Below are 25,297 nucleotides of genomic sequence, written 5' to 3' on the forward strand. Positions count from 1 at the left end.
CCACCCACATGGACAAGGTGACCCGCTACCGCTTGCTCGACCTCACGATCGATCTCGCACGGCAGCGGGTCGAACGTGGCGGGACGCCCCTCGACGTGGCGGGCCTGAGCTTCCAGTTGCTGGCTTACCTGGTAGGACACGGCGACCGCGTCGTCGGTTTCGACGAGTTGATATCGGAGGTATGGGCACCGGCGGTGGTGAACGAGGAGACCGTCACCCAGCGGGTGCGCCTGCTTCGCCAGGCCCTGGGCGACGATGCGCGGCAACCGCGCTACATCCGTAGCGTACGCAGCCGTGGCTATCAGCTGGGTGCGGCGCCGTTACCGCTCACCGGAGCCGCGCCACGGCGGCGCACGTTGTGGCCTGCGGTCGCGGCGGTCGGCATCCTCGCTGCGACGTCGGTCGGCGTCGGCTTCCTCGCCCGCGAACAGAAGCCCGTGGCCGGCGCGCAACGCGACGTGCTGGATCGCGCGCGCTGGTATGCGGCCATGGGCCAGCGCGACAACAACGAACGCGCCCTCGCGCTGTACGATCGCGCCCTGCGGGAAGCGCCGGGCGATGTCGAGGCGCTGTCGGGCGCCAGCCGCACGCGTTCCGCGCGCAGCTGCCTCTACAACGCCGGCCCGGCGGAAGCGCGCGATGCACTGCGGCTCGCTACCCGGGCGGTCGCCGCGCGGCAAGACAGCGCGATGGCGTGGTCCGCCCTCGGCTATGCCCGCGATTGTCTCGGCGATATTCCCGGTGCGATCGCGGGCTACGAGCGTGCGGTACGCCTCGACCCCTCCGACGATCCAAGCCGCGCCTCCGCCGCCTATCTCTACCAGGAGCAGGGCCGGCTGGCCGACGCCCTGCACGCGAACCTCGACATGCGCGGAGACCCTTCGCGGGTGCGGTTCCGCGAGGTGCAGCTTGCCCGCGCCTACGACTTGCTGGGCTTCGCCAGCGTCGCGGAGATCCGCTACAAGCATCTCTTCGACCTCGCGCCGGACAACGTCTTCGGCAACATTGGCTGGCCCGCCTTCCTGTTCGCCCACGGGCGCTTCGACGAGGCACGCGAAGCGCTGGCGCAGGCACGCACGCGCGGCACCGCGCGCGCCGAGCTGGCCCAGCTGGAAGGCGAACTGGCCTTGCGCCGCGGCGACCGCACGGCGGCCGCCAACGCCTTCGCCGAAGCGAGGGCGTTACGGCCCGACGCGAGCCTGCCTGCCACTCTGGCCGTATTGCATGGGGTGGCGCCAGTCGATCCGGCATGGCTGAACCAGCGCATCGCCGCCACCCGCGCTTCGCTGGCGGGCGACCCCTGGCCGGCCAGCCGGCTCGAACTCGCCTTGCTGTTGCAAACCGCGGGCGACCGGCGAGGCGCGATCGACGCCCTTTCCGATGCCGTGGACAAGGGCTGGCGCGATGCCGGTTACCTGCGCGCGTCGCCGCTGTTCTCGCCACTGGCCGGCGACCCCGGCTTCGACGCGGTGCTCGACAGCATCGCCCGCCGCGTCGAGGCCGACCGGAACCGTGTCCTTCAGGCGCCCTGGCGGCCCTCCGACCTCGGCGCCCCCGCGCGTTAAGGCAACGACTTGAGCACGATGTCGCGGAAGATCGCCTGCGACTGGGCATGTGCGTAGCCCTGGTTATAGGCCTGGCTGGTGATCACCGCGACGAGTCCACGCTCGGGCAGCACGAAGACATAGTTGCCGCCATTGCCCCCCATCGCCCACACCTTCGTCTCCACGCCGGCGATGGGGAAGCGGAACTGCCACCAGAGGTAACCGTAGTCGGCATCGTCCCGCGCCTGCACATGCGGCGTGAGCATCGTGGTCACCCACGCGGCTGGCAGCACCGCCTTGCCCTGCCAACGCCCCGCGTCGGCGGCGACCTGGCCGAGCTTGGCCAGGTCCCGCGCGCGATAGCGCGTTCCGCCGCCGCCCATGCCGATGCCCTCGCTCGACGCGTTCCACTTCACCTGCGAGATGCCCAGCGGCGCCTCCAACGCCTCGTGCGCGAACGACGCCAGCGGCTGCTTCGTCGCCCGCTCGATCACGGCCCCGGCGACGAACGCTCCCGCGGTGCAATAGGAGAACGTACGGCCGTAGGGCGAGTCCTTGGGCCGGCTGACCCACGGCGCATACCCGCGAACCGGCAGGTTGAGCGCGAAGTCCAGCCAGCGCTCGGATACGTACATGCGTTCTTCGTTGCCCGTGGAGAACGAATTGTCGTCGTCGCATTCCCAGATCGAGCTCATCGTCAGCAGGTCTTCCAGCGTGATCGCCGCACGGCGGGCATCGCCGCGCTCCAGATGGACATCGGAAAAGTACCCGTACACCGGCACCGTGACATCGCGGATCGCGCCACGCGCGATGGCCGCCCCGACGAGCATGGCGGTCAGGCTCTTGGTCGCCGAACGAACGTCGTTCAGCAGGTCGGCGGACCCGCCATTGAAGTAATGCTCGTAAACCAGCCGGCCGTGGTCGGCCACGAGCACGCTGGTGATCTTCTTGTAGGTTCCGTCGGCGATCTTGTCCTCGACGGTCGTCAGGATGGCGGTCTTCCAGCCGAGCGCGGTCGCATCGGCCGTGGGCCAGCCATCGTTCGCCTGCCTCGGCGTCTGGTACTGGCCCGCACCGGCGGGAAGGGCGAAGGCGAGCGTCAACGCCGCAGTCGCGCGGCGCATGCTGGAAAGGACGGAACGAGGGGTGGTGCGGCGCATGGTCTGGGCTCCCTTGGTGGAGCCCGGAGTGAAGCGCGTGGCGCGGTGAAGCGCCTGAAGTGCGTATGAAGATTTATGAAGCGGGGGCGGCGCCTAGGCGACCGCCGCGATTTCCAGGGGCTGGGCCGTGCGCATGCGCGCCAGTTCCGCCTGTTGCTGTTGCACCAGCTTGCACTTCGGCTCGCTGGTGCGCTGGAACAACTCGCTGGTCCACTCGATGAAAGCCTGGACCCGCGCCGAGAGGTGACGCTTCTGCGGATAGACGATCCACAGGTTCGACCCCGTGGAGATCGTGTCGGTCATGATGATCTCGAGCAGGCCCTTCTCCAGGGCGCTCGCCGCCAGGCAATGCGGCGCCTGGATGATGCCCAGGCCGGCGATGGCCGCCTGGATCACCGACTCGCCGTCGTTGATCAGCATGTGCGCGTCGACATCCACCGACACCCGGCCGCTGGGCGAATCGAACTGCCATTGGTACGGCTTGCCGGTGCTCGGATGGACGAAATTCACCGAGCGGTGGTTCTTCAGGTCCTCGATCGAGGTCGGCATGCCGTGCCGCGCCAGATAGGACGGCGCGGCGCACAGGACGTTGCTGAAATGGCCGATCTTGCGTGCGATTAGGCTCGAATCGGCCAGTTCGCCCATTCGGATGGCGCAATCGAAGCCTTCCTCGTTCAGGTCGAACGGGAAGTCGCACATCGTCAGTTCGAGGCGGATATCGGGAAATTTGTGCTCGAACTCGGCGAGGTTGGGGATCAACGCCGCACGCCCGACCGCCGACGAAGCCGCCACGCGCAACTTGCCCGCCGGCTTCGTCTTGGCGTATCCGAGAGCCTCGGTGGCTTCGGTCAGGTCGGCAAGAATCTCCTTGCAACGCGCATAGAACGCGGCGCCATCGTCGCTTAACCTCAGCGAACGTGTCGATCGGAAGAACAATCGTGCACCCAGGCTTTCCTCCAGGCGCGAGATAGCCCGGCTGACCCCCGACGGGGTCATCTGCAGGTGTTGCGCGGCGGCGGAAAAGCTCTTGGCTTCCACCACGCGGACGAAAACGCTGATCGCGGAAAAGTCTTCCATCGTCGACTCCGGAATGCATTCATGACTGGGCGTCACAGGCGGGATGATTGTAGACCCATTTTTCGCTTGACGAGCAAGACCTAAATTTCGCCACCTGCGACGGACCGACTTGACCTCAACCAACGTTGAGGTCGCACGCTGCGCGGCCGCCGAAAGATCTTGCATCCCCCTCGACACTCCAGGACCCGTCATGAAAAAGAAAATCCTGTTCGGTTCGACCGCCCTGGCGGTCGCCGTCGCCTCGGCGATCTGGCTGAGCTCCGGTGGCACGCCAAGCCACGCCGCCGAGCCCGCCGCCGCGCCGCCCGCTCCCGAAGTGACCGTCGCCCAGGTGCTCCTGCGCCCGGTGTCGGACACCAACGCGTTCACCGGCCGGATCCAGGCGGTGGACACGATCCAGATCAAGCCGCGCGTCAGCGGTTACGTCGATTCGATCCACTTCCGCGAAGGCGCGACGGTGAAGAAGGGCGACCTGCTCTTCACCATCGACCCGCGCCCGTACCGCGCCGAGGTGGACCGTCTCGCCGCGAACCTCGCCCAGGCCCGGGCCGAAAGCAAGAACGCCGACGCCAACGCCGCCCGTGGCACCAAGCTGGTGGAACAGCACGCGGTGTCGCGCGAAGAAGCCGACCGTCTCGATACCGCCGCCGCCAGCGCCAGGGCCCAGGTGGCCTCGGTGCAGGCCGCGCTCGATAACGCCCGCCTCAACCTGTCGTTCACCGAGGTGCGTGCCCCTGTCGACGGCAAGGTCAGCAATGCCCAGATCACCCCAGGCAACCTGGTCACCCCCAGCGACACGCTGACCAGCGTGGTGACGGTCGACCCGATGTACGTCTACTTCGATGTCGACGAGCAGACCTTCCTGAAGCTGGACCGCCTGCGCCGGCAGAACGGACGCGCCCCGGAAGTGGAAATGGGCCTCGCCGACGAGCAGGCCTATCCGCACGTCGGCAAGATCGACTTCGTCGACAACCAGGTGCGTGCCGGTGCCGGCACGATCCGCTTGCGCGCCGTGTTCCCGAACGCCGACGGCGCCTACACCGCCGGTCTCTTCGCACGCGTGCAGTTGCGTAGCGGCAACATGCAGCCGCGCGCGTTGATCGACGACAAGGCCGTGGGCACCGACCTCGGCAACAAGTTCGTCTACGTGGTGGGCAAGGACAAGAAGGTCGAATACCGCCGCGTCGCCACCGGTGCGCTGGTGGATGGCCTGCGCGTGGTCGATTCCGGTCTCAACGCGGACGACGTGGTCGTCGTGAACGGCCTGCAGCGCGTGCGCCCGGGCGTGGAAGTGAATGCCAAGCGCGTGACGATGGCTTCGCTCGTGCCGGACACCGGGCGCAACGTCGCCGCGGCGCGGCCGGCCGGCGTCGACAGCGTGGCGCAGAACCAGGACTGATTCCACCATGAAAATCGCTCAATACTTCGTAGAACGCCCGATCCTCGCGGGCGTGCTATCGGTGCTGTTCCTGATCGCGGGCGGTATCGCCGTGTTCAAGCTGCCGATCAGCGAATATCCGGAAGTCGTCCCGCCGACCGTCGTGGTGAAAGCGACCTATCCGGGTGCGAACCCGAAGGTCATCGCCGAAACCGTCGCCACGCCGCTCGAAGAGCAGATCAACGGCGTGGAAGGCATGCTCTATACCTCCTCGCAGGCGACCAGCGACGGCACGATGACCCTCACGGTCACCTTCGCCCTCGGCACCGACCTCGACAACGCGCAGGTACAGACGCAGAACCGCGTCGCCCAGGCCCTGCCGCGACTGCCGGAAGAAGTGCAACGCCTCGGCGTGACGACGACCAAGAGTTCGCCCGACCTGACCATGGTCGTGCATCTCACCTCGCCGGATAACCGGTACGACATGCTCTACCTGTCGAACTACGCCCGCACGCGCATCAAGGATCAGCTCGCCCGTCTCGACGGCGTGGGCGACGTCCAGCTGTTTGGCGCGGGCGAATACAGCATGCGTATCTGGATGAACCCGGAGAAGCTGGCCACCCGTAACCTCACCACGGGCGACGTGATCAAGGCGGTGCGTGAGCAGAACATCGAAGTCGCCGCCGGTGCGCTGAACGCGCCCCCTGGTCCGAGTACGAATGCCTTCCAGGTCAACATCAATACGCGTGGCCGCCTCGTTACCGAGGACGACTTCCTCAATATCATCGTGCGTAGCGACCCGAGCGGCTCCGTCACGCACCTGCGCGACGTCGCCCGCGTCGAGCTGGGCTCGAACAACTATGCCCTGCGCAGCCTTCTGAACAACCGCGAAGCGGTGGCGATCCCGATCTTCCAGCGTCCGGGCTCGAACGCCATCGCCATTTCGGACGAAGTCAGGGCGGAGATGGCCTTGCTGAAGAAGGACTTCCCGCAAGGCGTCGACTACACCATCGTCTACGACCCCACGGTGTTCGTGCGCGGCTCCATCGAAGCCGTCGTGCACACGCTGTTCGAGGCGATCATTCTCGTCGTGCTCGTGGTGATCCTGTTCCTGCAGACGTGGCGTGCGTCCATCATTCCGCTCGTGGCCGTGCCGGTGTCACTCATCGGCACGTTCGCGGTGATGTACATGGTCGGGTTCTCGCTCAATGCGCTGTCCTTGTTCGGACTGGTGCTCGCCATCGGCATCGTCGTCGACGATGCGATCGTGGTCGTGGAGAACGTGGAGCGTCATATCGAGCATGGGCTCGATCCGAAGATGGCCACGCGCCAGGCCATGACCGAAGTGACCGGCCCGATCGTCGCGACGGCACTCGTGTTGTGCGCGGTGTTCGTCCCGGCCGCCTTCATCAGCGGCCTTACCGGCCAGTTCTATCGCCAGTTCGCCCTGACCATCGCCATTTCGACGGTGATCTCCGCCTTCAACTCGCTGACCCTCAGCCCCGCGCTCGCCGCGCTGCTGCTCAAGGGCCGCGATGAGCCGAAGGACAAGCTCACCGTCTGGATGGACCGGAGCCTCGGCTGGCTGTTCCGCCCGTTCAACCGCACGTTCGAACGCGCTTCGCATGGCTATGTCGGTGGCGTGCAGAAGATCCTGCGCTTCTCCGCCATGGTGCTGTTCATCTACGCCGGCCTCGTGGCCCTCGGTGTCTTCGGCTTCATGAGGACGCCGACAGGTTTCGTGCCGCCGCAGGATAAGCAGTATCTCGTCGCCTTCGCGCAGCTGCCCGATGCCGCTTCGCTCGACCGCACCGAGGCCGTGATCCGCCAGATGGGCGATATCGCGCTGAAGGATCCTGGTACCGCCAATGCCATCCAGTTCCCCGGACTGTCGATCAACGGTTTCACCAACAGCACCAACTCGGGCATCGTCTTCGTCGCGCTGAAGCCGTTCGAGGAACGCCGGTCGGCCGACCTTTCGGCGGATGCGATCGCTGCGCGCCTCAACGCCCAGTTCGCGTCGATCCAGGGTGCGTACATGGCGATCTTCCCGCCACCGCCGGTCAACGGCCTTGGCACGATCGGCGGTTTCCGCATGCAGATCGAAGACCGTGGCGACATGGGCTTCGAGGAACTCTACAAGCAGACCCAGGGCATCATCGCGGCCAGCCAGAAAACGCCGGAACTCGCGCACCTGTTCACCAGTTTCCAGGTGAGCGTGCCGCAGTTCGACGCCGACGTGGATCGCGAGAAGGCCAAGTCGGAAGGCATCGACCTGGGCGACGTGTTCCAGACGCTGCAGGCCTATCTCGGCTCGCTCTACGTGAACGACTTCAACCGCTTCGGCCGCACCTACCAGGTGAACGTGTCGGCGGAGCCGTCCTTCCGTCACGAGCCGTCCGACGTGGTCGGTCTCAAGACCCGCAACGCCGCTGGCGACCTCGTGCCCCTCGGTTCCTTCCTCACCATGCGCCAGACCAACGGTCCGGACCGCGTGCAGCACTACAACGGTTATCCCACGGCCGAAATCAACGGCGGCGCGGCCCCTGGGTACAGCACGGGCCAGGCACAGGAAGCCATGGAAAAGCTGGTCACCTCGAGCCTGCCCAACGGCATGAGCTACGAGTGGACCGAACTGACCTACCAGCAGATCCTCGCCGGCAATACCGCGGTGCTGGTGTTCCCGCTGTCCGTGTTGCTGGTGTTCCTGGTGCTGGCGTCGCTGTATGAAAGCCTGAGCCTGCCGCTCGCGGTCATCCTGATCGTGCCGATGGTGCTGCTGTCCGCCATTGCCGGCGTCATCGTCACCGGTGGCGACAACAACATCTTCACCCAGATCGGCCTGATCGTGCTCGTGGGCCTGGCCTGCAAGAACGCGATCCTGATCGTCGAGTTCGCCCGCGAAGCGGAGATCGACGGCATGAACCGCGTCGATGCCGTGCTCGAGGCCGCGCGCCTGCGACTGCGCCCGATCCTGATGACCTCGTTCGCCTTCATCATGGGCGTGGTGCCGCTGGTGACCTCGCATGGCGCGGGTGCGGAGATGCGTCACGCGATGGGCGTGGCGGTGTTCTCCGGCATGCTCGGCGTGACCTTCTTCGGCCTGATCTTCACCCCGCTCTTCTACGTGCTGATCCGCGCGTGGAACGAGCGTTCGGAGGCGCGCCGCCAGGCCCGCCGCGAACGCCGTCTCCTCGCCCACGCGGCCCGGGAGTCCTGATATGAAAATCGTTCTTCGCAGTACCGCGTTGTTCGCGGCCCTCGTCCTCGCCGGTTGCGCGAGCGTGGGCCCCGACTACCACGCGCCCAAGGAAGCCCCGGTGACCTTGCAGGGCGTCGATGCGACTCACCAGAACAACGGTGATGTGCAGGCTCGCTGGTGGAAGCAGTTCGGCGATCCGACCCTCGACGCGCTGATCGTCCGCGCGGCGCAGGGCTCGCCGGACCTGAAGATCGCGGTGGCGCGTCTCAACCAGGCGCGTGCCGCGCTCGGCACGGCGAAATCGCAGCAGATCCCCGACATCGAAACCGGGGTGTCTTACCAGCGCAGCCGCGAGCAGCAGCCGGGCTTCAGCGACCAGCGCCAGACCATCACCGCCTACCAGGCGGGCTTCGATGCCTCGTGGGAACTCGACCTGTTCGGCGGCATCCGCCGCTCGGTCGAGGCCGCGCGTGCCGATGCCGCCGCCGGTGAGGCGTCATTGCAGGACGCGCAGGTCACGTTGTTCGCCGAAGTGGCGCGCAACTACTTCGACCTGCGCGGCGCGCAACTGCGCATCGACGTGGCCAGGCGGGACATCGCCAACCAGCAGGATTCGCTGAAGGTGATCACCGCACGGGTCGAACTGGGCACCGGGGCCGAGCAGGACCTCGCCAGCGCGAAGGCAAGGCTCGCTTCGGTGGAAGCGCAGTTGCCCGTGCTGGAAACCCAGGCCAGCGCCGATCAGTTCCGCATCGCGGTGCTGCTCGGCGCGCGTCCGGGCGAACTGGACATCGACCTCTCGCCGGCGACCTTCAAGCCCATCGACGTCAGCCTCGCCATCGGCGGTGCCGACGAGGTGTTGCAACGGCGTCCCGACATCCGCATCGCCGAACGCGAACTCGCGGCCGCGAACGCCCGCATCGGCGTGGCCAAGGCGGATTACTTCCCGCACATCACGCTGGGCGGATTCATCGGCTTCCTCGCCGGCCGCAGCAACGATTTCGGCGGTGCCGACTCGCGCGCGTGGTCGCTCGCCCCGAGCATCTCGTGGTCCGGCCTGAACGTGCAGCGCGTGCGGTCGGGCGTGAAGGGTGCGGAGGCCCGCGCCGACGAGGCGCGCGCGAACTACGAGCGCACCGTCCTGACGGCGCTGGAGGATGTCGACAATTCGCTGGTCGGCTTCAACCAGCAACGCCAGCGCGTCGAGAAGCTGGTAGTGCAGGCGACAGAAAGCCGCCGCGCCGCGGATCTCGCGAAGATCCGCTATGACGCCGGCCGCACCGACTACCTCGAACTGCTCGATGCAGAGCGCAACCAGCTGTCCGCCGAGGACCAGCTGGCGGAGGCGGAGGCCGCGATCAATACGCGCGCGGTGCAGCTGTACAAGGCGCTGGGCGGTGGCTGGCAGGCGTGTGGCGACAACGCGTGCAGCGAGGTTGCGAAGGTGCCATGAGTGCCGCCAAGGTTCATCGCCTGCCCGTGCAGGCGAAGCGCAGCAGCGCGATGGCCGTCGAACCGCCACTCACCCAGCGTGTCGCGCTGGTGAGTGGCGCCAACCGAGGGATCGGCCTGGAAGTGTCGCGCCAGCTCGCCTCGCTTGGCGTGACGGTATTCATGGGCATGCGCGAACCCGGCAAGGGAGAGAAAGCGGCGCGCGCCATTCGTGAGCTCGGCGGCGACGCGTATGCGCTCAAGCTCGACGTGACCCGCCAGGGCGACATCGAACATGCCATCGCACACATCGACGGCCGCTTCGGCCGGCTCGATATCCTGATCAACAATGCGGGTGGCTATTACGATCCGGACGCACGCACGTCCACGCCGGATCTCGATACCATCCGCGGTGCGCTGGAAGTGAACCTGCTCGGGGCCTGGTGCCTCACCGCGGCGTCGCTGCCGCTGATGCACCGGCATGGCTACGGCCGCATCGTCAACGTGTCGAGCGAATGTGCCGCACACGCCATGTGCAGCGACAAGGCACCGGCGTATCGCATTTCCAAGGCAGCTCTCAACGCGTATACGCAAGTCACTGCCCGTGAAGTCGCGGGCAGCGGCATCCTCGTCAACGCCGTCTGCCCGGGTTGGACGGCCACCGCACTCGGCGGCAGCGGTGGCCGGCCCGCGGCGGAGAGTGCCGAAGGCATCGTGTGGGCGGCCTTGTTGCCGGAGCGGGAAGCGGCGACGGGTGAGTTCTTTCGCGACCGGGTGAAGATCGGCTGGTGAGCGGGCTCAGCGCGAAATGATGTGCGCGAACCACTGCCAGCCGCGCAGTTTCGCGGTGATCAGCTTCACGCAGGTCAACATCGGCACGGCCAGCAGTGCGCCCGGCACGCCCCAGAGCCATCCCCACACCAGCAGCCAGAGCAGGATCGCCACGGGGCTCAGCCGCGAGCGGCGCCCCTGCAGCATCGGCGTGATCATGTTGCCTTCGACCGCGGTGATGCCCGCGAAGGTGGCCGCCGGAAGCAAGGCGGGACCGAGTTCCTGGAAATGCAGCGCACCGACGATCGCGAGCACCGTCGTGGTGGTGATCGCGCCGACGTAGGGAATGAAGTTGGCGATCGTGGCGACCGTGCCCCAGAGCAACGGGTCGGGCACGCCGTAGAGGTAGAGCATGCCCGCCGTGACGAGGCCTAGCGTGACGTTGATGGCGGCCGTGAGCAGCAGGTAGCTCGACACTTCCACCTGGATGCTGCGCACGATGCTCACGGTATGCCGCTTATAGGCGAAGGTGGGTGATATCTCGACCGCGCGCCGCAGGATCTCGTCGCCGTAGACGAGGAAGAAAAACACCAGCAAGGCTACGGTCAGCACGCTGGCGAGTACCTTGGGCGCGCCCGCCACGATATCCCACGCCGTGAAGGCGAAGCTGTTGGGACTCTGCGGTGCGTTGCGCGCGACCGTGCCGCCGACCAGGTTCTGGGTGGCTCGGCTGGCCGCCTCGATCTGCTGGGTCATCGGCTTGATCTTGGGGGCGAACGCGCGCATCGCGGTCGGCGCTTCGTGGAACCAGTTGAGCGCCGGCTCCGAAAGCGTCGTCACCGCCGATACGAGACCGAAGCCGAGCAGGAACATCACCGTGACCGCGGACAACCACCGCGGGATGCGCAGGTGCGCCGCGGCGGCGACGATCGGATTGAGCGCCAGCCCGATGAACCCCGCGAGCACCAGCGGCACCAGCAACGACTTGCCGATGGCGATCGTATAGACCACCGCCAGCAGGATGAGCACGGTCAGCGAGATGCGGATGGCATGCAGATGGCGCGAAATGCGCCGGGAACTCCGGCCGCTACCCGGCTTTCGCCGCGACGGCACGGTCAATGTGGAAACGGCGGCACCCGGTGCCGCCGTCGAAGGGACCGGCGTGGGCAGTGGACTAGGAAAGTCGCTCACGGCGCCTCTTCGGCCGCGTCGGCTGCATGGCTGGCCATCTCGCCGAGGAAACTGCCGGCGGCGATGGAGACCACCTTGCCGATGAGATCGGCGCTACCCGCCGCCACGATGCCGGTGACGCCAGGCACCGCGAGCGGATTGAGCTTGACCTTGCTGAGCAGGAACCCCGAGCCGGCGGCGATGCCGAGCACGGTGAGGGGATGCTCGTAGCCGCGCGCGATCAGGGCGGCGGCCGGTTCGACGGTTTCCCGCCGGGCGGCCGCGACGCGTGCCCGGGCGGCGCTGACTTTCGCCATGCTGCTGAAAATGCTCATGCCTTTCCTTCCTCCTTCTCGCCCTCGGCCTTACCCTGCCTGGCGGCTTCCCTGGCCAGCGTGGATAGTTCGGCGCGCGTCGCCGGGAGCGTAAGCCAGTGCATGCCGCGGCGGAAGACGAGGATGGCGCCGACCAGCAGCACCAGTTGCAGACCCGCCAGCGCAGTGAGCGCCCAGGCCCACGAGCCGAACCACTGGGCCAGGCCCCAGCCGGCAAGCGCAAGCAGGGTGAAGCCGAGCGCCACCGCGAAGACGATGGCGGCCAGGCCCATGAACAGCATCATGACGATGCCACTCCGGGCCAGGCCGATTTCCGCGCCGAGCAATTTCAACTGCGCGGCGAACAGATTCTTCAGCCCGGCGCCGAGGCGGCGGACGTCCGCCACCCAGGCCGGCATCGCCAGCTTGGGGCCGGCCGCCGCGTCGGGCGGCGCGGTCTCGTCAGCGTCGTCTCGCCCCGAGGGGCTGTCTTCCAGCATGTGTCGCGCCCCTGGGCGAGAAAAGGATCAGTTGCGCAGGATGCGGCCGGCCAGCCAGCCAGCGGCGAGGGCAAGGGCGATGGACTGCACGGGCTTCTCGCGCACGTATTCCCTGGCGGTATCCAGCCAGTCGTTGGCGGTCTCCACGGCCTCGCCATAGGCTTCCTTGCCGCGCAACTTGGCTTCCTCGGCCTTTTCTGCCGCGCGCGTGGCGCCGTGGGCGGCCTTGTCGGTGGCGTTGTGCAGTGTGTTTTCCACCTTGTCCGCGGCGCGGTCGACCACTTCCTTGGTCCGGTCCACGACCTCGGAGGTGGCCTGCTTCACTCGTTCGGCACGTGCATCGATGCGCTCGGCGGCCGAAACGGTGTTCGCGGCGGCGGTCGCGGCGTTGGCGACGGGGTCGGCAGGATTGTTCATGTGACGGTCTCCGGGACTGGGATCGAACAAGGTACGGCAAAAAGGGTGATGCCGTGGTCTATACGTTACGGCCGCGGAAGAACGAGATGATCGCCAGGATCAGGAAGATGACGAACAGTATCTTCGCGATACCGGCCGCCGTGCCCGCGATGCCGCCGAAGCCGAACACGGCCGCGATGATCGCGATGACCAGGAAAACGAGGGCGTAGTGCAACATGGTGGTTTCTCCGTGGGTAGCGCGGGACCATTTAGTCCCGCGCCCCGCGCAGGCCGCGTGAAGCCCGGAGGCTTCACTCAATGGACATTCAGCCAAGTACCCTTCACCCCATCCTCACGCCTTGACCTTGGGGTTCAGCGAATAGGTGCCGGTGATCGTCGCCTGGTCCACCACGTGGCCTTCGATCACATCGCGAAACTCGGCCAGTGAAAAGCCGGTTTCCAGGGGCACGCTCTCGACGTCCAGAGCATAAATGTGGAAGTGGTAATGATGGGGGATGCTGTCGTTCCACGGCGGGCACGGGCCGTCGTAGCCGTGGTAGTGGCCTTCCATGTCACGGTCGCCCTTGAACCAGCCGGTGTAGTCGTTGAGCCCCTGCACCGATCCGGGGGGCCCGACGGGATCTTTCTTCCCACGGGGGACGATGCCTTCGCCGCAAGCACCTTCACCCAGTTCACGGCACTCCAGGGGAATGTTGGCCATCAGCCAGTGGACGAATTCCACGCGAGGCAGGTCGCGGCGTATTTCGCGGCCTTCCACGTTCACATCGTCCGGCTTCGATGGCACGTCCGTGTCGATGACCGCGATGGCGAACGAACGCGCGGTCGCGGGAACTTCGGTCCAGGCGAGGTGTGGGGTCACATTGCCGGCCGGCTTGATCGGATCGCCCAGTTCCATGAAGGCGTGGTTCGAGGGGATGGGCTTGCCGTTCTGGATGCTGTCGCTGTTGAGGCGCATGGGGGGACTCCTTCTACTTCTTATAGGTCACGCGATAGATGGCACCGTTGTCGTCGTCGCTGATCAGCAGGCTGCCATCGGGGAGTGGTTGTACATCTGCGGGGCGGCCCGACACTTTTTCGTCGGCGAGGAAGCCCTCGACGAGCGGCTCGTAGCTGGCCACCTTGTTGCCGTTGAGGCGCACGCTCATCACCCGGTAGCCGGATTTCGCGGTGCGGTTCCACGAGCCGTGCTCGGCGATGATGAGCGCGCCATGGTAGGCGGCGGGAAATTGTTTTCCGTTGTAGAAGCGCATGCCGAGTGCCGCCACATGGGCGCCCAGCTTAAGCACGGGGGGCGTGAAGTCCTTGCAGTTCTTGCCCTTGCCGAACTCCGGATCGAGCGTATCGCCCTGGTGACAATACGGATAACCGAAGTGCTCGCCGGGCTTGGCCACGCGGTTGAGTTCATCGCTGGGCAGATCGTCGCCGAGCATGTCGCGCCCGTTGTCGGTGAACCACAACGATTTATCCGTGGGCCGCCAGTCGAATCCCACCGTGTTGCGGATGCCGCGCGCCACGGTCTCGACACCGCTGCCATCGGGGTTCATGCGCAGCAACTGGGCGAAGCCTTCGTCGCCACGGTCGCAGATATTGCATGGTGCGCCGACCGGCACGTACAACTTGCCGTCCGGCCCGAACGCGATGAATTTCCACCCGTGGGACGTTTCGGTATGCAGTTTGTCGGTGACCAGTTCGGGCTTCGGCGGTGCGTCGAGGTGGTTTTCGATGTCGCGGATCACGTAGATCCGGCTGATCGCCGACACGTACAGGTCGCCGCCATGGAAGGCCACGCCCACCGGAAGCTGGAGGCCGCTGGCGATCGTGCGCACCTTTTCCACCTTCCCGTCGGCGGCGTAATTCACGGCGTATACCTTGCCGGCGTCGCGCGATCCGACGAAGACCGTGTTCTTCGCCCCAAGCGCCATTTCGCGGGCATCCGGCACCTGATCGGTCCAGACCGCGATCTGGAAGCCCGGCGGCAGCTTCAGTGACCCCAGGGACGGAGTGGTGGCGAAGGCCGGAGCGGCGAGAAGTACCAGGCCGAGGAAGAGGGCACTACGCATGAACGGACTCCCGTTGAGGACCCGTCTGTCCCTTTCCACGCGTGGAAGGTTCAACGGGCGATGGCGTCGAATCGGGCTGCGATGTAGTCGTCGGTGAAACTGGTCATGCTGAAGTCGCGGATGAAACCGCAATGGCCGCCGTAGGTCGCGATATCGAGTTCGATGTTCGGCGGCACGCTCAACTGGTCGAACGCGCCGACCGGAATCACCGGGTCGTCGCGTGACGTGAGGATCGTCGCCGGCAGGTGCAGGTCCATCAGCCGGTCCCCGGCCACGGAGTACCCGTCGAGATAGGCTTCGAGCGACCCGAAGTCGGTGTGGCGCAACACCAGAGAGCGCGTGAGATCGCGCATGTTCTGGCGCAGTTCCTCCAGCTCGAAGTACGTCGCATGCGGGAACGCCTGCTGCTTGAGCTGCAGCGAGCGGCGCCACTTGCGCATGAAGTAGGCCTGGTAGAACCAGGGGGCCTCGCTCTCCAGCGAGAACAATCCTTCGCTCGGATCGACGATCGGGCACACCGCCAGCACGTAGTCCAGCGAAACGCCCTGCGTGGGTGCCAGCATGCCGGCGCGCAGGGCGAAGTTGCCCCCGAGGGAAAAACCGGCCACGCCGACGGCCTTCGCCGGGAACATCCGCACGATTTCGCCCAGGGCGATCACCACCTCGTCGATACGGCAGGAATGGAACAGGGCTTCGTTGAGGCCATGGCTATCGCCGTGGTCACGGAAGTTCAGTCGGAAGACATCCCAGCCCTCCTCGAGCAACCGGCTGCCGGTCTGCAACACGTACGTGGAGTCGACGCTGCCTTCCCAGCCATGGAAGAGGATGGCCAAGCCCCGCGATTCACGGCCCGTGCGCTGGGCGGTGAAGCGGCCGCTCAAGCGATCGCCGCGGCCGACGTCGATCAGCACCTCCTGCGCATTTTCCTGCACCTGGTGCGCCCGCCTGGGCAACAGGCGGCGGCGAATGCCGCTGGAAGAAAGCATGGTCTGGATGTGGCCGCTGCGCAGCGGCCATGGCGGCAGGAAGTCGGATCCCTTCGGCAGACTCATGCCGGGGTATCGGTATCCAGGGCCTGCGCGATGCGTTCGCGCGAGGCCTCCGCCATGCGGCGACGTCCGTCGGCCGATACGGGAACCGGCTCGAGGAAATGCACTTCCACGTCGAGCGGCGGCTCGCCCAGCAAGCGCAGGAAATTGCCCATGAAGCTCTCGCCTTCGCGGAACCCGGCATCGATCAGGCGCCGGCCGTGCCGCGCGAAACGCAGGGCCACCGGCTGCACGGGCACGCCGGCATCGAGGGCGGCCTGGAAGATACGCGCATGGAACACGCGCAACACCCCGTTGTGGCCCGTGCCCCCTTCGGGGAAGACGGCCACGGAACGGCCCTCGCGCAGGCGTTCCACCATCGACGCCATGACCGAGGCCAGTGAATGGTTGTTGCCCCGGCGATGGAAGATGGTCCCGCCGCGCGCCGCCATCCAGCCCACCAGCGGCCAGCGCGCGATCTCGGCCTTGGCGACGAAACAGGCCGCGCGCTGCGAGTGCAGCAGCTCGATATCCAGCCATGAGGTGTGGTTCGCCACGAACAGCACCGGATCGGGCAAGGGCTGGCCGAAGCGGCGGCTGCGGAAGCCGAAGACGCGCAACAGCAGCGTAGACCACATGCGGATCGTCCGGTGGGCCAGGGGCTCCCGTCCGTCCTTCATCACCCCACCCGCCCAACTCAGGATCACCGCACAGATGACGATGCCGAACAGGACGTGGAGCACCAACAACGGCACGCGCCACACATAGCGCAGCGGACGCAGTCGGTCGCGTGGGGTCGGGTTGGCGGTGGTGGCTTCCATCGAGCGCACAAGATTAACGATGGCCGGTCCCTGCCGCTAGGGGAAGTTGTCTTTATTCTTAAGACACGTGGGCTTGCGCCGTGCTATGGCCGGATATTCCCCAGGGGCAAGGCCGTTGAAGCCTTCACGGTGCGGAGGACGAAGCTGGTGTTGACGTCCGCCACGCCTGCCGAGTTCAACAGACGGTCGAGCAGGAAGCGGGAAAATCCATCCAGGTCGGCCACGTACACCTGGAGCAGGTAATCCATGTCTCCGGTCAGCGCGTAGCACGACACCACCTCCTCCCATTCGGCGACCCGTTCCGTAAAGGAGTCGATCGCCTCGGACTCGTGCCGGCTCAGCTGCACACGTACGAAGGCCTGAAGACCGAGACCCAGGGAGCGTGGCTCCAGCCGGGCGCCGTATCCGGCGATGACGCCGTCGGCTTCCAGCTTCTGCACCCGGCGCAGGCAGGCCGAGGGCGAGAGGTTCACTTCCGCGGCCAGTTCGGCGTTGCTGATCCTGCCGTTAGCCTGCAGGGCGGCCAGGAGCCTCAGGTCGGTACGGTCCAGACTTCCATGCACGATTATTCTACCTAATCTCTATAATTCGCTTCATTATTGCACGTTCAATCCATATGCACGCAACATAGCAAGCTTATTGCGCGTACTCCTCGCTATGCTGTTGCTTCACGACCACCACTGCCCGAAGGAGGCCCGCCATGGACACACCCCGTCGCGTCGAACACCAGCAGACCGACCGCGGATACGTGCCTGTCTATGCGACCGGCACCGTGGAGCAGCCGTGGGCAAGTTACTCGAAGGTCGACCACGAGGTCTGGGACACGCTGTACCGGCGCCAGCGCGAGTTGTTGCCCGCCTACGCCTGCCAGGAGTTCCTCGATGGCGTGGATCGCTTCGGCCTGGGCGATGGGGGTATTCCGCGTTTCGACGACTTGAACAAGGTGCTCGGCAAGGCGACGGGCTGGGAAGTCGTCGGCGTCGAAGGCTTGCTGCCGGATGAGGTGTTTTTCGATCACCTCGCCAATCGCCGCTTCCCGGTCAGCTGGTGGATCCGCAAGCCCGACCAGCTGGATTACCTGGCCGAACCGGACCTGTTCCACGACCTGTTCGGCCACGTGCCGCTCCTGCTCAACCCGGTGTTCGCGGATTACATGCAGGCCTACGGCAAGGGCGGCATGAAAGCCCACGCCATCGGCCCGGACGCGCTGATGAACCTCACGCGCCTCTACTGGTACACCGTGGAGTTCGGCCTGATCCGGACAGCGGCGGGCCTGCGCATCTACGGGGCAGGCATCGTCAGTTCCAAGGGCGAATCCATCTACTCCATCGATTCGCCGGCGCCGAACCGGATCGGATTCGACCTGGAGCGGGTCATGAATACCCGCTACAAGATCGACACTTACCAGCAGACCTACTTCGTGATCGACGACTTCGAGCAGTTGTTCGATGCGACCCGACCGGATTTCACCCCGATCTACGCCGGGCTGGCGGGTGGAACGCCCGTGGCGGCTAGCGATGTGCTGCCGACGGACAAGGTGTACCAGCGAGGTACACGCGAAGGCTTCGTTTCCGGCGCAGACAACTGAAACTCAACGACGGCCTAACGAACGGGTCTCTACGATGGGCCCAACTCCATTGAACAGGGTGGGTCCATCGTGGTCGTCTTCGATATTCCCTTCGAGTCCGTCGGTCCCGGTCTTTGGCTGTTGCAGAAAAACGAGTTCGAGTACGGGGAATTCTGTTCGCGCGATGACGCGCTCGAATGCGCCCTGCAGGAGGCCCGCCGTATCGAGGCGGCCAACGCCACCTCGGACATCGTGCTGAACATCGAAGGTAACGACGGCGTGTGGCGGGCATTCGATACGTCGATTCGTCCCTACGCGACTCGGGTGCATCACGTCTGATCCAGAAGTACCGACCGTATCCACGAAGGGCGGGTTGGCCGAGAGGCTGACCCGCCCTTTTTCTTTGGGAGCCTGCTTGGTGGGAGCCGGCCCTGTCGGCGATGGGTGCTTGCGGTATCCGGGCCCGCTGCCGCGGGATCGCCGACAAGGTCGGCTCCCACCAGGTCCGGGCCATCTCCTCTGGATCGCCTCCCACCTGGCTATTACCGGTGGAAAGTCAAAAATCGGACAAAATAAAACCCCGGCAGCCAGGGGAGGAGCTGCCGGGGTCGCGTCGGGTCCAGGCTATCAGGGGAAATAGCGGGACCCGGGACAACGGGCGAATCAAACGCGCCGGTTGCCAACAGGTCGCCTCTCGGCGATCGAATACTTAGATAAGGGCGGAGCCGTGAAGTTCCCGTATCACTTCATGGCCGCGTTTGGGTCCCGTTTAACTTCGGCCGCCGCAGCGTGTTCCGCGAGCCAGGGACGTACCTGCGCAACCCACAGCGCATAACCTTTCGGGTTCATGTGCAAGCCGTCGCCGACGAAGAGTTCCTGCTTCGGCTGGCCGTTCGCGTCGAGCATCGCCGGCGCCACATCGAGGAACGCGACTCCTTTCTGCGCCATCGACCAATCGCGGATCAACGCGTTGGCCCGTTCGATGTTCGACAGCAGGTTCAGGCGCGCCACGCTGGGCTTGATCGAGATGAAGGCGATCGGCACGTCCGGTTGATCCTGGCGCACCTTCGCGACGAAAGCGGCGAAGTCGTCGCGGACCTGCTCCGGCGTATCGCCATTCTGCAGGTCGTTGTCACCCGCGTAGATGACGATGGCGACGGGGTGGTACGGCTCGACGATACGGTCGGCGAAGGCCGTGGCGTCGTCGAGGTCGGAACCGCCGAAGCCACGGTTGATGACACGGTATTCCGAGAAATCGGAAGCCAGGCTCTCCCACAAGCGGATCGACGAGCTGCCGACGAACAACACGGCGTGGGCCGGTGGCGGGCTGGCGCGGTCCGCGGCCTCGAAAGCCTGGATGTCGTGTTCCCACTGACCGTGGTCCGGCCCTTTGGCGTGGGCGGCGAAGGAAAATACGAGCAGGGTGAGGAAAATCGTCAGGCGTTTCATTCCACGCACCGTAACGCCTTACGGACGCTGGGGTAAACCCTGCCGTTCGACCGGCGTCACCTTCAGCACGGCTTCGATCCGCGTACCGTTCCAGCGGTAGATGAAATGTTCGGCCTGCACGCACGGCGCGACGAGATCGGGGTAGAACACGGCAACGCACTCGCCACCCGCATGGCGCGCGCTGTCGTAGACGATGCCGTTGGAGCCCTGTTCCCGCAGCGTCCGCGCCAGCTTCACGCTGGCGGCGTAGGAATCGGGATCGTGCTCGGGGCCCCAGCCACCACGGATGTCGTGGAAGCGGCCCGAGATCGAGGTCTTGTAGCAGCGCACCTGCACGTCCGTAGGCGGTTCGTGGGTGGCGGCGAGGAAGGCCTCGCGGTGGAAGACGGTTTCCTCGATCGCCGTCGGCACGCTGTGCGCGGCGTAGAACACGCCCCAATGCCCATCGCTGAACCGGCTTCCCTCGGGCGGGATATGGGTGAAGGCCGCCATGATCGGCGACGTGCCGGGCCCGGAGACGCGGCGTTCCGGCGGCGTCAGCCGGAGCGCGCCCATTTCCTCGCGCAGGCGCGGGTTGGTCAGCGATTCGATGGCCATGACCGCGTCGATGTCCTTCGGCTCGGCGATGCGATCGAACAGGCCCACGGGCGGGAACCGGCTGGGCACGATCCGGTAAGCCTGGCTCCAGCGAATCCGGTGGAGCGGTGGCGCCGGGCTCATCCGTTCCAGCCGCGTTGGGCGTCCAGGTACTGGCGGACGACGTAGAGGTCGGCGACGTTGCCGGAGAGCATCCGCTCCAGGGCCGATTGGCCGCCGAAGAGCGGCGCATCGTTAGGCTTGCGTACCCACGCATCGGCCTGGGCGGGATCCGGGAAGAGGATCTGCAGGTCTTTCCAGATGCCGAGCAGGTAGCTGATGCGCTCGATCACGTCGCGAGAGAGTGCGCCGTCCTGCTGCTTCTTCCATTTGAAATAGGTGGATTCCGGCGGCTCGCCGAGCAGGGTCCGCTGCTCGGCGGCGCGTAATTTCCACCGCTCCGCGAGGGCGAAGAAGGCGCGGAGGGCGGGACCGCCAAGGTCTCCGGCGTGGATCGGTTCGGCGTGGATGGCTGGTTGCATCGTGGCTTTACCTGTGGAGTTGTGACGCAGTGTACTCCACTTATGGAGAAATTGGAGTACCGCTTACGATTTCCTCGAGGCGATCCACGCGTCGACATGCTGTTCGAGCACCGGCAATGGCACGGAACCCAGCGCCAGAACGGTATCGTGGAACGCGCGCAGGTCGAATTTCTCGCCAAGCTGCTTCTCGGCGCGCTCGCGCAACTCGCGGATCTTCAGGTAGCCCAGCTCGTACGACAGGGCCTGCCCCGGCCAGCTGATATACCGGTCCACCTCGTTGGCGATCTCGCGGTCGCTCAGCGCCGTGTTCTGCGTGAGGTAATCGATCGCCTGCTGGCGCGTCCAGCCCAGATGGTGGATGCCCGTGTCGACGACAAGGCGGCAGGCACGCCACATCTGGTAGGTGAGGTAGCCGAAGTGCTCATACGGCGTGTGGTAGATGCCCATCTCCTCGCCGAGGTACTCCGAATACAGTGCCCAGCCTTCGCCGTAGGCGGAGATGTAGCCGTCGCGACGGAACGGCGGCAAGCCTTGCTGCTCCGCCGAAAGCGCCAGCTGCAGCGCATGACCGGGCATGGATTCGTGCAGCGTCAGTGCCGGCATGTTGAACAGCGGCCGCGACGGCAGGTCGTACGTGTTCACCAGATAGACGTCCGCGCCACCACGGCCTGAGGTGTAGTAAGGCGCGATGTCGGCGGGCACCGGTTCGATGGCGAAACGCTGGCGCGGGAGCAAGCCGAAATACTTGCCCAGCTTCGCATCGACCTGCTTGGCGACCCACGCCGTACGCATCAACAGTTCGTCCGGCGTCTTCGCATAGAACCGTGGATCGGTGCGAAGGAAGGTGAGGAAGGCCGGGAAGTCACCCTTGAACCCAGTCTCCTTCATCGTCTCCAGCATGTCCGCATGAAGTCGCGCGACTTCGCGCAGGCCGATCGCGTGGATCTCGTCCGGCGACAGGTCGAGCGTGGTGTATTCGTGGATCTGCTGGCGGTAATACGCCTTGCCGTCAGGCAGCGATTCGGCCGCCAGCGTCGGCCGCGCCCTGGGCACGTACTCGCCGCGGAAAAACGTCAGCAGGCGGCCATAGGCCGGGATCACGCCCTCGGCGATCGCCTTGCGCGCGTCCTTGCGCAAGGCCTCGGCATCGGCCGCCGGGAGGTTCTTCGGCATGGCCTTGAACGGCTTGTACAGCGCGCTGTCCTCGGGGTTCTTCAGTTCCGCCACCGCGGCGATCGAGACGTCGCGGCCACCGAGCACCTCGCGCGGCACGGTGAAGCCACGCGCCAGGCCCAGGCGCATGTTCGCGATCTCCTGGTCCATGTACGCGGGGATCTGGCGCAGGCGCTCGATGTAGTGGCGGTAGTCGTCGCGCGTGCGCAGGTCGTCGCCGTGCAGCACATAGGAGACATCGGACCAGAACGCGGAGTCGCTGTTGAATGGCATCTGCCACTGCGCGAAGCGCTGCGCGGCGGCGAGGTTGCCGATCTGTTCGCGGTAGACGGCGTAGTCGACCCGGACGGTACCGCTCAGCGACTTCGGATCGATACGGTCGAGTTGCGCCAGCACGTCGTTCCAGTAGGCGAGCCGCTTGGCCTGGCTCGCCGCATCCACCGTGTCGAGCCGTCCATCGCCCGGCTGCGCCTCGCCCGAGGTGAGGATGCCCGCCTGGCCGTTACGCCATGTCCATTCCTTGGTGTAGATGGCCTTGAACGCGTCGTCGGCCGGCGGCGTGGCATGGGCGGTACCGGCGAACAGTCCGGCGAAGGCGATGGCTCGGATCCAGGGGGACATGCGGGCTCCGTGGGTGCGGGGAAAACCCCGATCATCGCACGGCTGTATTCAGGCTCGGCTTCGCCCTCGCATTCGTTATGTGCGTCGCGGTAGAGCTGCCGGGCGCCACCCTCGGCGCGACAGGCGGTGGGTTGAGGAAGAGCAAAGCCCGCCGTGCCGCTAGTCACTAACCACTTGCTAGATGCTGGATGCCGCACCCGGGTGGGAAGCGGGCTGGCCCGCGATTCCTCAATCTTTCTGCTAGCGAAGGAAGCCTTGCCGTGATCGGGGGAGGCTTGTCGCTCGCTCGGTTGCAGTGCACAGCCTCATTCGCTCGACATAGGGTGGCGAATCGCGGGCCAGCCCGCTTCCCACCCGGGTGAGGGGCGCTCACACGGAACGGTTTGCTTCCCAGGTGCGGGCGTTGCTTGTGCCACACGCCCCCTCAGTGCCCGGAAGAGCCGTCGGCCGCCACCCTCGTGGCGACTTGTGGAACCGAGGAGCGACGGGCGAAAAGGCCCGTAGGGGGCCGGCCTGGACGGGCGGCCGTTTTCGCTGAGGCAGGAGCCGAATCGAAAACCCCGCCCGGCGTGACGGGCGCGACGGGGCGTCAGCCATCAAACATGGCCGCGCAGCGGCATCCTTTCCCGAGCGACGGTGGAACCGGAGCGACGAGGGTGGCGGCCGACGGCTCTGCCCCACACACACCACTGCGAGGGCGAAGCCGAGCCGAAGCGCGGCCCGGGATATTCCTCGACGAATCGTTACTCGAGTCCGGCGTAGTGTCCGCGCATGGTGTCGAGGTAGGCCTCGAGGTTGCGGCCGGGAAGATCGGCGAAGGTCTCGCCCGCATCGCGGCAATCGGCGATGCGGTCGGGACGGAAGTTGCGAAACGCCTGGCGATGACGGCACCAGGTGCCCAGGGTCCACGCGCCACCCCAGAAGGACAGGCACAACGGTTCCACTTCGCGCGTGCTGCCGCGGCCCTCGGCGTCGCGGTAGTCGAGGCAGAGCACGCGCCTCGCCAGCACGGCGGCATGCAGCCGGTCCAGCATCGCCGCGATCTGGTTCTGGAAAGGGTCGCGCCAGATGGGCGCGAAGATCTTCGACTGCGCCGACTTCTCGCGCAGGTCCGGCGGCAACACCGCCTCGATCTTGATGAGGGCGGCCTGCGCCTCGCGCGCCAGGCGCTCGCCGGCGAACGCCCGCACGAAGCGGGTACCGGCGACCAATGCCTCTAGCTCGTCGGCGGAGAACATCAGCGGAGGGATGTCCGAACCCTTGCGCAGGATGTACCCCACGCCGGCCTCGCCTTCGATCGGAACGCCGGAGAGCTGGAGGTCCGCCACGTCGCGATAGACCGTGCGCAGCGAGACTTCGAGCGTGCTGGCCAACTGTCGCGCGGGCAGCGCGGTGCGCCGCCCGCGCAGGGCGTTGATGATGAGGAACAGGCGGTCGGCGCGGCGCATGCCCGAATCATCGCTTCCCGCGCGCCGCGCGGGAAGCGATGATGGTCATGGCCGCGCATATCCGCCGGCTCAGGCCGCGGCCAGCGTCTGGGCGCGCGCCAGCGCCGTGTCCTGCGCCACGGCGCGGACGATGGCCGGACGCACCATCAGCCTCGCCACGTACTGCTCGAAGACATCACGGCGCGGCACGATGCCGAACTTCATCGTCCAGTCCAGCGCGCTGGCCCAGAGGATGTCCGCTGCCGTGAACCGCTCGCCGAAGAGCCAGGGCCCCGGCGTGAGCTGCGCCTCGATGGTGTCCATCACGGTGTCGAAGTCGCCATACGGACACGTCGAGACGGGCGCGGGCTCGTGCTTCATGAAGCGGTCCATCACCGCCGGCTCGAAGCAGGAGCCATAGAACGCCAGCCAACGAAGGTAGGGCCCGCGCAGGGGATCGCGCAGCCCCGGTGCGAGGTCGGCTTCCGGGTAGAGGTCGGCGAGATAGGTGAAGATCGCCGGCCGCTCGGTGACCAGGCCGTCCAGGTGTTCGATGGCGGGAACCTTGCCCATCGGATTGATCTTCAGGTACTCCGGCCGGCGCTGCTCGCCCTGGGTGAGATTCATCACGTGCATGTCGTACTGCGCTCCCAATTCCTCCAGCAACATCAGCGTGCTGCCGGAACGGCTGTTCGGGGCGTGGTGAAACTTGATCCTGTTGGCGTTCATGCGGTGATTCCCTTGTGTGTCAGCGATGAAAAGGATGGGCGATGCGGAGGGCGAGCGAGGCTGATCGCGCCAGCCGTGGCGTGGACCTGACCGCTTTCACGGGCTGGCCGCCGGAGCGGCTTCCGCTGGCGGCGCCGGTATCGGGGGCGAAGCGGTAGTGGCCGTCCATGAGCAAGCCGCGGCGGCCCAGTGGCGCGTAAAGATCGGCAAGCCGTTCGAGGAACCGATTCATGCGAGTACCCCTTCCCGTTGGTGTGAAGGAGAGTCTGCGCGGGGGCTACTGACACCGTACTGTCAGCAGTCCCTCTGGCGCGGTTCACCCGCCACCCGGACAATGCGG

26 protein-coding genes are annotated in these 25,297 nt (G+C 66.1%); 7 read left to right on the forward strand and 19 right to left on the reverse strand.

The annotated features are described in order from the left end of the window. Nucleotides 1-8 precede the first annotated feature (8 nt). The gene (locus tag QFZ41_RS09450) at nucleotides 9-1,565 is read left to right on the forward strand and encodes a winged helix-turn-helix domain-containing protein (RefSeq protein WP_429198525.1); all 1,557 of its coding nucleotides are present in this window, start codon (nucleotides 9-11) and stop codon (nucleotides 1,563-1,565) included. On the opposite strand, the gene QFZ41_RS09455 is transcribed toward QFZ41_RS09450, so the two are convergent. Both QFZ41_RS09455 and QFZ41_RS09460 read right to left on the reverse strand, forming a co-directional pair. Further along, a complete protein-coding gene (locus tag QFZ41_RS09455) occupies nucleotides 1,562-2,704 on the reverse strand; it encodes a serine hydrolase domain-containing protein (RefSeq protein ID WP_429198526.1) in 1,143 nt (380 codons plus the stop codon). The two genes, QFZ41_RS09450 and QFZ41_RS09455, sit on opposite strands and share 4 nt — an antisense overlap. 93 nt (nucleotides 2,705-2,797) lie before the next feature. Further along, nucleotides 2,798-3,781, reverse strand: a complete 984-nt coding sequence (locus QFZ41_RS09460) for a LysR family transcriptional regulator (RefSeq protein WP_429198527.1) — start codon at nucleotides 3,779-3,781, stop codon at nucleotides 2,798-2,800. A gap of 190 nt (nucleotides 3,782-3,971) precedes the next feature. Here QFZ41_RS09460 and QFZ41_RS09465 point away from each other — a divergent pair, with 190 nt between their 5' ends. Genes QFZ41_RS09465 through QFZ41_RS09480 form a run of 4 tightly spaced genes read left to right on the forward strand, consistent with a single transcriptional unit; the run spans nucleotide 3,972 to nucleotide 10,584 of the window. After that, entirely contained in the window at nucleotides 3,972-5,180 is a 1,209-nt protein-coding gene (locus QFZ41_RS09465) for an efflux RND transporter periplasmic adaptor subunit (RefSeq protein WP_429198528.1), read from the forward strand. Nucleotides 5,181-5,187: 7 nt separating this feature from the next. Continuing rightward, entirely contained in the window at nucleotides 5,188-8,379 is a 3,192-nt protein-coding gene (locus tag QFZ41_RS09470; RefSeq protein ID WP_429198529.1) for an efflux RND transporter permease subunit, read from the forward strand. 1 nt (nucleotide 8,380) lies between these two features. Next, nucleotides 8,381-9,814: an efflux transporter outer membrane subunit gene (locus tag QFZ41_RS09475; protein ID WP_429198530.1), complete on the forward strand. Its 1,434-nt coding sequence runs from the start codon at nucleotides 8,381-8,383 to the stop codon at nucleotides 9,812-9,814. Further along, on the forward strand, nucleotides 9,811-10,584 hold the full coding sequence (locus QFZ41_RS09480; RefSeq protein ID WP_429198531.1) for an SDR family NAD(P)-dependent oxidoreductase: 774 nt from the start codon (nucleotides 9,811-9,813) through the stop codon (nucleotides 10,582-10,584). The genes QFZ41_RS09475 and QFZ41_RS09480 overlap by 4 nt, the downstream gene beginning before the upstream one ends. A 6-nt stretch (nucleotides 10,585-10,590) precedes the next feature. Here the strand turns inward: QFZ41_RS09480 and QFZ41_RS09485 are convergent, their stop codons facing one another. The 10 genes from QFZ41_RS09485 to QFZ41_RS09530 all read right to left on the reverse strand — a co-directional run bounded on the left by QFZ41_RS09485 (nucleotide 10,591) and on the right by QFZ41_RS09530 (nucleotide 17,436). Beyond that, nucleotides 10,591-11,754 (reverse strand): AI-2E family transporter, encoded by a 1,164-nt coding sequence (locus QFZ41_RS09485; RefSeq protein ID WP_429198532.1) that lies wholly within the window; start codon nucleotides 11,752-11,754, stop codon nucleotides 10,591-10,593. Continuing rightward, a complete protein-coding gene (locus tag QFZ41_RS09490; protein ID WP_429198533.1) occupies nucleotides 11,751-12,068 on the reverse strand; it encodes a hypothetical protein in 318 nt (105 codons plus the stop codon). The genes QFZ41_RS09485 and QFZ41_RS09490 overlap by 4 nt, the downstream gene beginning before the upstream one ends. Continuing rightward, nucleotides 12,065-12,547, reverse strand: a complete 483-nt coding sequence (locus QFZ41_RS09495) for an ABC transporter ATP-binding protein (RefSeq protein WP_429198534.1) — start codon at nucleotides 12,545-12,547, stop codon at nucleotides 12,065-12,067. Before QFZ41_RS09495 ends, QFZ41_RS09490 begins: the two co-directional genes overlap by 4 nt. Before the next feature lie 27 nt (nucleotides 12,548-12,574). Beyond that, the gene (locus QFZ41_RS09500; RefSeq protein WP_429198535.1) at nucleotides 12,575-12,964 is read right to left on the reverse strand and encodes a DUF883 family protein; all 390 of its coding nucleotides are present in this window, start codon (nucleotides 12,962-12,964) and stop codon (nucleotides 12,575-12,577) included. Between the two features lie 58 nt (nucleotides 12,965-13,022). Beyond that, nucleotides 13,023-13,181 (reverse strand): DUF1328 domain-containing protein, encoded by a 159-nt coding sequence (locus QFZ41_RS09505; protein WP_306848471.1) that lies wholly within the window; start codon nucleotides 13,179-13,181, stop codon nucleotides 13,023-13,025. Between the two features lie 114 nt (nucleotides 13,182-13,295). Then, nucleotides 13,296-13,919, reverse strand: a complete 624-nt coding sequence (locus QFZ41_RS09510; RefSeq protein ID WP_429198536.1) for a YbhB/YbcL family Raf kinase inhibitor-like protein — start codon at nucleotides 13,917-13,919, stop codon at nucleotides 13,296-13,298. A 13-nt stretch (nucleotides 13,920-13,932) separates the two neighbouring features. Beyond that, entirely contained in the window at nucleotides 13,933-15,024 is a 1,092-nt protein-coding gene (locus QFZ41_RS09515) for a PQQ-dependent sugar dehydrogenase (protein WP_429198537.1), read from the reverse strand. Between the two features lie 50 nt (nucleotides 15,025-15,074). Further along, nucleotides 15,075-16,076: a YheT family hydrolase gene (locus QFZ41_RS09520; protein ID WP_429198538.1), complete on the reverse strand. Its 1,002-nt coding sequence runs from the start codon at nucleotides 16,074-16,076 to the stop codon at nucleotides 15,075-15,077. Next, nucleotides 16,073-16,873 (reverse strand): lysophospholipid acyltransferase family protein, encoded by an 801-nt coding sequence (locus tag QFZ41_RS09525; protein ID WP_429198539.1) that lies wholly within the window; start codon nucleotides 16,871-16,873, stop codon nucleotides 16,073-16,075. Before QFZ41_RS09525 ends, QFZ41_RS09520 begins: the two co-directional genes overlap by 4 nt. Before the next feature lie 83 nt (nucleotides 16,874-16,956). Continuing rightward, nucleotides 16,957-17,436 (reverse strand): Lrp/AsnC family transcriptional regulator, encoded by a 480-nt coding sequence (locus QFZ41_RS09530; protein WP_429198540.1) that lies wholly within the window; start codon nucleotides 17,434-17,436, stop codon nucleotides 16,957-16,959. Nucleotides 17,437-17,573: 137 nt separating this feature from the next. Between QFZ41_RS09530 and phhA the strand changes: the two genes are divergently transcribed. Together phhA and QFZ41_RS09540 are read left to right on the forward strand one after the other, a co-directional pair. Next, complete coding sequence (gene phhA / locus QFZ41_RS09535; protein WP_429198541.1) at nucleotides 17,574-18,461, forward strand: phenylalanine 4-monooxygenase; 888 nt, start codon at nucleotides 17,574-17,576, stop codon at nucleotides 18,459-18,461. A 69-nt stretch (nucleotides 18,462-18,530) separates the two neighbouring features. Next, nucleotides 18,531-18,779: a hypothetical protein gene (locus QFZ41_RS09540; RefSeq protein ID WP_429198542.1), complete on the forward strand. Its 249-nt coding sequence runs from the start codon at nucleotides 18,531-18,533 to the stop codon at nucleotides 18,777-18,779. A 402-nt stretch (nucleotides 18,780-19,181) separates the two neighbouring features. Here the strand turns inward: QFZ41_RS09540 and QFZ41_RS09545 are convergent, their stop codons facing one another. The 7 genes from QFZ41_RS09545 to QFZ41_RS09575 all read right to left on the reverse strand — a co-directional run bounded on the left by QFZ41_RS09545 (nucleotide 19,182) and on the right by QFZ41_RS09575 (nucleotide 25,189). Further along, nucleotides 19,182-19,889 (reverse strand): SGNH/GDSL hydrolase family protein, encoded by a 708-nt coding sequence (locus QFZ41_RS09545; protein WP_429198543.1) that lies wholly within the window; start codon nucleotides 19,887-19,889, stop codon nucleotides 19,182-19,184. 18 nt (nucleotides 19,890-19,907) lie between these two features. Further along, complete coding sequence (locus QFZ41_RS09550; RefSeq protein ID WP_429198544.1) at nucleotides 19,908-20,609, reverse strand: RES family NAD+ phosphorylase; 702 nt, start codon at nucleotides 20,607-20,609, stop codon at nucleotides 19,908-19,910. Continuing rightward, nucleotides 20,606-21,007: an MbcA/ParS/Xre antitoxin family protein gene (locus tag QFZ41_RS09555; protein ID WP_429198545.1), complete on the reverse strand. Its 402-nt coding sequence runs from the start codon at nucleotides 21,005-21,007 to the stop codon at nucleotides 20,606-20,608. The genes QFZ41_RS09550 and QFZ41_RS09555 overlap by 4 nt, the downstream gene beginning before the upstream one ends. 63 nt (nucleotides 21,008-21,070) lie before the next feature. Then, nucleotides 21,071-22,801 (reverse strand): DUF885 domain-containing protein, encoded by a 1,731-nt coding sequence (locus tag QFZ41_RS09560; RefSeq protein WP_429198546.1) that lies wholly within the window; start codon nucleotides 22,799-22,801, stop codon nucleotides 21,071-21,073. Between the two features lie 743 nt (nucleotides 22,802-23,544). After that, on the reverse strand, nucleotides 23,545-24,249 hold the full coding sequence (locus QFZ41_RS09565) for a helix-turn-helix transcriptional regulator (protein WP_429198547.1): 705 nt from the start codon (nucleotides 24,247-24,249) through the stop codon (nucleotides 23,545-23,547). A gap of 69 nt (nucleotides 24,250-24,318) precedes the next feature. Next, a complete protein-coding gene (locus QFZ41_RS09570; RefSeq protein WP_429198548.1) occupies nucleotides 24,319-24,957 on the reverse strand; it encodes a glutathione S-transferase family protein in 639 nt (212 codons plus the stop codon). A gap of 19 nt (nucleotides 24,958-24,976) precedes the next feature. Continuing rightward, complete coding sequence (locus QFZ41_RS09575; RefSeq protein WP_429198549.1) at nucleotides 24,977-25,189, reverse strand: hypothetical protein; 213 nt, start codon at nucleotides 25,187-25,189, stop codon at nucleotides 24,977-24,979. Nucleotides 25,190-25,297: the final 108 nt, after the last annotated feature.

This window comes from Luteibacter sp. W1I16, from assembly GCF_050434905.1.
Lineage (GTDB): Bacteria > Pseudomonadota > Gammaproteobacteria > Xanthomonadales > Rhodanobacteraceae > Luteibacter.